Annotated in this window: 6 protein-coding genes; 2 read left to right on the plus strand and 4 right to left on the minus strand. The window is 43.4% G+C overall.

The features are described 5' to 3' along the window. Positions 1 to 49: 49 nt before the first annotated feature. A complete protein-coding gene (gene ndk, locus GNE10_RS07745; RefSeq protein WP_185564353.1) occupies positions 50 to 499 on the minus strand; it encodes a nucleoside-diphosphate kinase in 450 nt (149 codons plus the stop codon). 231 nt (positions 500 to 730) lie between these two features. Between ndk and speA the strand changes: the two genes are divergently transcribed. After that, positions 731 to 2,749, plus strand: coding sequence for a biosynthetic arginine decarboxylase (speA, locus tag GNE10_RS07750; RefSeq protein ID WP_185564354.1), 2,019 nt, complete (start codon positions 731 to 733; stop codon positions 2,747 to 2,749). Between the two features lie 125 nt (positions 2,750 to 2,874). On the opposite strand, the gene GNE10_RS07755 is transcribed toward speA, so the two are convergent. The 3 genes from GNE10_RS07755 to GNE10_RS07765 all read right to left on the minus strand — a co-directional run bounded on the left by GNE10_RS07755 (position 2,875) and on the right by GNE10_RS07765 (position 5,472). Then, positions 2,875 to 4,044: a sugar phosphate nucleotidyltransferase gene (locus GNE10_RS07755; protein WP_185564355.1), complete on the minus strand. Its 1,170-nt coding sequence runs from the start codon at positions 4,042 to 4,044 to the stop codon at positions 2,875 to 2,877. 216 nt (positions 4,045 to 4,260) lie between these two features. Further along, positions 4,261 to 5,106, minus strand: a complete 846-nt coding sequence (locus GNE10_RS07760; protein ID WP_185564356.1) for a segregation/condensation protein A — start codon at positions 5,104 to 5,106, stop codon at positions 4,261 to 4,263. A gap of 171 nt (positions 5,107 to 5,277) precedes the next feature. Next, positions 5,278 to 5,472 (minus strand): hypothetical protein, encoded by a 195-nt coding sequence (locus GNE10_RS07765; RefSeq protein ID WP_099073000.1) that lies wholly within the window; start codon positions 5,470 to 5,472, stop codon positions 5,278 to 5,280. Between the two features lie 467 nt (positions 5,473 to 5,939). On the opposite strand from GNE10_RS07765, the gene GNE10_RS07770 reads away from it, so the two are divergent. Further along, the gene (locus GNE10_RS07770) at positions 5,940 to 6,497 is read left to right on the plus strand and encodes an SRPBCC family protein (protein ID WP_099073001.1); all 558 of its coding nucleotides are present in this window, start codon (positions 5,940 to 5,942) and stop codon (positions 6,495 to 6,497) included.

Raw genomic sequence — 6,497 nt, forward strand, 5'->3', positions numbered from 1 at the left:
TTCCCCGCGTCCCCGCGTCTCCCCATCCCCGCGTCCTCTTTCCCTCTTCCTACTCGCGCAACCAGGACGTTAAATGCGGTTGCCAATTGACTAATTCTTCATCCTTAAACCAGAGAGCTATTTCTCGTTGGGCGGTTTCTTGAGCGTCGGAACCGTGGATGAGGTTGCGGCCGATATTAACACCAAAATCGCCGCGAATTGTTCCTGGTTCGGCTGTTAAGGGGTTTGTTGCACCAATGATTTTTCTGGCCGCTGCAACAACGCCATCTCCTTCCCACACCATCGCTACAACGGGTGCAGAAGTAATAAATTCCACTAGGCTACCAAAAAAGGGACGTTCTTTGTGAACATCGTAATGTTGTTCGGCTAATTCCCGACTGACTTTGAGGAACTTCAAACCAACTAGGGTAAAACCTTTAGTTTCAAAGCGACGAATAATTTCACCCACCAATTTGCGTTGTACGCCGTCTGGTTTAATTGCTAAAAATGTGCGTTCCAAAGCTATCTCCCAAAACTTAATAAAGTTTTTATCTAGTCAATTGTCCATTGTCTTTTGTCCATTGTTCAAGCCTTTTGCACTTCTGACAAATGACCAATGACTAATGACAAATGACTAATGACTCTTGACCAATCAGAGTTTATCTCAGAAATTAACCTTGGGTGCATATCGGTTCTGAAACGAATGCGCTAAATTGTTAATTCGTGGGTGAAACACAGAGGTTAGGAAGAAATGGGTGTTGAGTCAACTGCTACATCTGACGAGGTGGTACTACTACCGTCCAATGGACACAAATCCGAAGTGAAAAAAAATCAACAAAAAAAGCTGTTACCACCAAGTACGAACACAGGAGATTTACCTCGCTCCTGGAAAATTGAGGATAGCGAAACATTATATCGCATCGAAGGTTGGGGACAACCTTATTTTTCCATTAATGCTGCTGGTCATGTTACCGTTGCGCCAAAAGGCGATCGCGGGGGTTCTCTAGATTTGTTTGAATTAGTCAACGCCTTGAAGCAGCGCAATTTGGGATTACCCATGCTGATTCGCTTTTCCGATATTTTAGAAGACCGGATTGAGCGGTTGAACGCTTGTTTTGCTAAAGCGATCGCCCGTTACAACTACCCTGGTGTCTACCGTGGCGTGTTTCCTGTCAAATGTAACCAAGAACGGCATTTGATTGAGGATTTAGTCAAATTCGGCAAGCCCCATCAATTTGGTTTAGAAGCCGGTTCTAAGCCAGAATTAATGATTGCTCTAGCTATCTTGGATACACCAGGAGCATTGTTAGTTTGCAATGGCTATAAAGACCAGGAATACATTGAAACGGCAATGTTAGCCCAAAGACTAGGACAAACACCAATCATTGTTCTAGAACAAATTGAAGAGGTGGATTTGGTGATTGCAGCCAATCGCCAATTAGGAATTAAGCCGATTTTGGGCGTCCGGGCGAAACTCAGCACCCAAGGTATGGGACGGTGGGGAACCTCCAGTGGCGATCGCGCTAAATTTGGCTTGACTATGCCTGAGGTCATCGAGGCAGTTGACAAGCTACGGGAAGCTAATCTGCTGGATTCTTTACAGCTGATGCACTTCCATATCGGCTCACAAATTTCTGCCATTAATGTCATTAAAGATGCCATCCAAGAAGCCAGTCGCATCTACGTAGAATTGGCAATGCTGGGGGCAGACATGAAATACCTCGATGTCGGTGGCGGTTTGGGTGTAGATTACGACGGTTCCCAAACCAACTTCTACGCATCGAAAAATTACAATATGCAAAACTATGCCAACGATATTGTGGCAGAGTTAAAAGATACCTGTGCTGAACGGCAAATTCCCGTACCAACACTAATTAGTGAAAGTGGACGAGCGATCGCTTCCCATCAGTCGGTGCTGATTTTCGACGTTCTCAGTACCAGTGATGTCCCCCTCGACCCGCCAGAACCACCCCAAGAGGGAGAATCCCCAATCATTAATTACCTCTGGGAAAGCTACCAATCCATCAACAAAGAAAATTATCAAGAGCTTTACCACGATGCGGCACAATTCAAAGAAGAAGCCATCAGCCGCTTTAACTTGGGAATTTTACGCCTCAGGGAACGAGCCAAAGCCGAACGTCTCTACTGGGCTTGTTGTCATAAGATTTTAAACATTACTAGGCAGCAAGAATACGTACCTGATGAGTTGGAAGACCTAGAAAAAATCATGGCTTCTATCTATTACGTCAACATGTCAGTGTTTCAATCAGCACCAGATTGTTGGGCGATCGACCAGTTATTCCCCATCATGCCAATCCACCGCTTGGACGAAGAACCAACGCGCCGGGGAATTTTAGCAGACCTCACCTGCGACAGCGACGGTAAAATAGACCGCTTTATTGACTTGCGCGATGTCAAATCAGTTTTAGAACTCCACCCCTACAAAACAGGAGAACCCTATTACTTGGGTATGTTTCTCAATGGAGCATACCAGGAAATCATGGGTAACTTGCACAACTTATTTGGCGATACCAACGCCGTTCACATCCAATTAACGCCCAAAGGCTACCAAATAGAACACGTAGTTAAAGGCGACACCATGAGTGAAGTGGTTAGCTACGTTCAATATGACTCTGAAGATATGGTGGAAAACATCCGTCAGCGTTGCGAAAAAGCCTTAGAGGAAAAGCGCATCACTCTAGCGGAATCCCAGCGACTCCTACAAACCTACGAGCAGAGTCTCAGAAGATATACGTATCTAAATAGTTAGGAGTTAGGAGTTAGGAGTTAAGAGTTAAGAGTGAAGAGTTAAGTGTTAAAAATAAAGATCCTAACTCCTAACTTTATTCCTAACTCCTAACTCCTAACTTTATTCCTAACTCCTAACTTTTTATTTTAATTCGCGCTTGTCCCCAGTAATTCCTCTATTGCTTGTCGTTCAACAGGGGTATGGGATGGTACTGTTTGACGAGCATCGGTTATCAGCCAGTCTAAAGCTGCGGCTTGGACATCTATTGAAGCGCCAGTTTTATCAACGCAGTAACGTCCAAACACTAGCTTATCGACTAGGCGGACGCCTGGGCCGAGGCGCGACCATTCAAAAATGACGCTGTTTTCTACAGTTGCGCCACTACATATCCAACAATTGGGGCCTATCATCGCTGGGCCGACAATTTTTGCTCCGTCTTCTATTCTTGTCATCCCACCAATGTAAACTGGGCCTGTGATATCCACTTTGTCCCAATTGACGGCAACATTTAAGCCAGTGTAAATTCCAGGGGCGACTTCATAACCGGGAATTTGTACATTTTTGATTTCACCCAATAGTACGCCCCGAATTGCCCGCCAATAGTCTGGTACTTTACCAATATCTACCCATTCAAAGTCCATAGCGATCGCATGAAAGGGAGCTTTGATTTCCACTAGTTTGGGGAACAACTGGCCACCAATGTCGTATTCAACGCCAGAGGGGATATAGTTAAATACCTCTGGTTCAAAGATATAAATACCGGTGTTGATGTTGGTGCTGAGGGCTTCTTCAGTTGATGGTTTTTCTTGGAAAGCTTTAACACGGCCGTCTTCGTCAGTAACAACCACACCGTAACTAGAAACTTCTTCCTTGGGGACAGATTTCGTAATAATAGTAGCGATGGATCCTTTAGCTCTATGCCATTTAACTGCGGCAGTTAAATCCAGGTCAATCAAAGCATCACCACACAACACGACGAAAGTGTCATCAAAAAATGGTGAAAAGTCTTGAATGCGGCGCATTCCTCCAGCCGAACCAATGGCTTCACCCACCAGTTTACCGTCGTCGTCTATTTTCCCTTCAAAAGAATAGGCAATTTGTACCCCAAACCGCTGACCATCGCGGAAATAGTTTTCTATTTCTTCAGCCAAATGACTCACATTGACCAATATCTGGTCAAATCCATGTTGGCGTAATAGTTCCAGCAAGAACTCCATCACTGGCTTTTGCAGGATGGGCATCATCGGTTTGGGCATAGTGTACGTAATGGGACGCACGCGAGTACCCTTGCCAGCCGCGAGAATCATCGCTTTCATAAAAGTTTATTCCTCAACCACAAGCCAGTTTACTTTCATTGAGTGATACTTAATCATCATTTTTATTTCTGTTCTAAGTTATCCCTCGAAACAGGGATAACAATAATTTAGTAGTTATTGCAACCATAAGTACACTTAGATGACAAGCGATCGCTTATCTTTTCAATTTACTCGGATTTTGAAGCTGACGCAAAAATCTCTAAACTATCGTTAAAGCTAGTTATGGCTTACTGAGTTAATTGGTTGCTCACAAGCTGGGGAATTGTTAGCTGAGTCTGTGAGTAAGCGGACTTTAATCTCATTGTAAAATTCCTCTTGAGACAGCTCTACTTTAGATTGAGCCGACAGGAGTAATAGCGCCCAAAAAACGCTAACTAAATGACTATGTTCAGAGTGGTGTCCAGACTCATTTTGAGATGATTGGCTCCTGTGAGTCCACAAATCTACAAGTTGTTCTAAATTCAACCAATTTTGCTCTAAACATAGTTCTTTTGACGATAATTTCAAAACCTGCTCTAGTTCTCCAGCCACTTCTGTCAGATTTTCCTGGTGAGCCAACTCTAGAGCCTGCCGCATACTTTGGATACTAGGCTGACGCCTGGGACGTACAGGTTTGCTGGTTTTCTCTACGAGTTTTAGCTGGTTCGCCATGATTTGCAATTGCTCGATTAACTCTTGCAGAGTTACCCGGCGTTTTGGCGGTGGCATGGCTGCTGGACGACGACGCAATTGCCGTTCTAATGGTAGCCGAGGGCCATGATGGTATACACCGTCTTCATCTGTCAATAGAGCATCATCTAGTACACCATCTTGTACATCTTCTACTGTTGACAACTGCATTAAAGTATTTGCTTTAAACAATACAAGCATTGATGCTGACAAAAAGGCTTGTCCAGATTGAGACAAGTCTGTTTCATAGCCTTTCCTGATTGCCTCTGGTGCCATCAGTTCTATATAACGGTCAATCACCTCAATTACTTGCACATCCCAAGGGTCAATTTCCCCCTGCTCGGCTTGATGAATTAAAAGTGTAATTGTTTCTAATAGCTCGGAAGCTTCCATCAGCAGGTACTAGGTTAATTAAATGGGCATGGGGCATGGGGCACTTGTACTGAGCGTAGTCGTTGGCGCAGCCTCTCGCAGAGAAGTATGGGGCATGGGAGGATGGGGAGATGAGGCAAGAGGGGCAGGGGACAGGGGACAATATAATTTCCCAGTCAACATACCCAATAATTAAAAACGCCACCAAGTTCTTTGAGCATAACTAATAATCGCGATCGCGATCGCCCCCAGTAACAGTAGCCAAATCACTCCACCCGGAATAAAAGTCAGAATCCCAAAGCCTCGGAGTATCCACACTGCGAAACTCATACCCAGAAGAACTCCGAAAATCTGAATTAATCTACGGTTTAAGGATGATTGACTCACTTAAGTTTTCCTCTCAATTCAACAGACATTGGACTTAGTGTTGATATTTCAGTATGAAAATACAATGAAGTTTCAGTTTAATCAGAAATAACACGCAAAAATTCGCAGAGGCTAATTACTAAAATTTCATTAAGGTAGATGCAAGTTACCACCGTGAAAACTTTTAGAATTAGTCTTGACCCTGGATGTTACTTGGTATTTGTGCCATTTTAGCTGTTAAAAAGTTGATTTTTTATTTATGAGTATTGCTTTGATAAATTTTTACTTAAGTGTTGATTGTGTTAATTGTGTTTAGAAATACAGTTTTACCAGTAAACTGACTGAAATAATTACCAAAAATAACAGTTTCCGGAAAGGACAAGTATTAAACTGGAACTAAAATTGAGTGGGTTGGGTTGAATCAAGTTTTAATGGCTTGGAATTTCAACATTTTTAGGTGGATGAGTTGAGGAGTTAGTGAAATCATTATGTCTGCGTCTCATATTTTAAGTTCAATTATTGCAGGTTCAGATATGGCTTGGAGTCAAGACAAGCAAAGGTTACTGGTACAGGGTGAAATTTTAGTCGAAACGCGATCGCACAAAGCATGGGGTGGCGCTGTCACAGCTTGGATGTATGTGCCGATGGTGCGATCGCAAGTCTGGCAGCAATTAACCGATTACCCGCGCTGGGTGCAGTATTTCCCCGATATTACCAAAAGCGAAGTAATACATCGCGGTGAAGTCAAGCGCCTGTACCAAGCAGCACAAAAAGCCTTTCTGTTTTTCACGGCTCAAGTGGAAATTTACCTCAATGTTGTAGAAGTATTAGGGCAACAAATCCAATTTCGTATGGAAAAAGGAACTTTTGAGGATTTTGATGCTCATTTAGAACTCAAAGATTGCGGTAATGGCACTTTACTCGCTTATACTGTGCAAGCTACACCTAATATCCCAATTCCATCAATTTTCATTCAACAAGCAATGAACTTTGAATTGCCCGCGAATATGCGGAAAATGCGACAAGTACTTTGTAAAGGTCAGTAG

Origin of the sequence: Nostoc sp. 2RC (assembly GCF_014222165.1) — a bacterium.
Taxonomy (GTDB): domain Bacteria; phylum Cyanobacteriota; class Cyanobacteriia; order Cyanobacteriales; family Nostocaceae; genus Nostoc; species Nostoc linckia.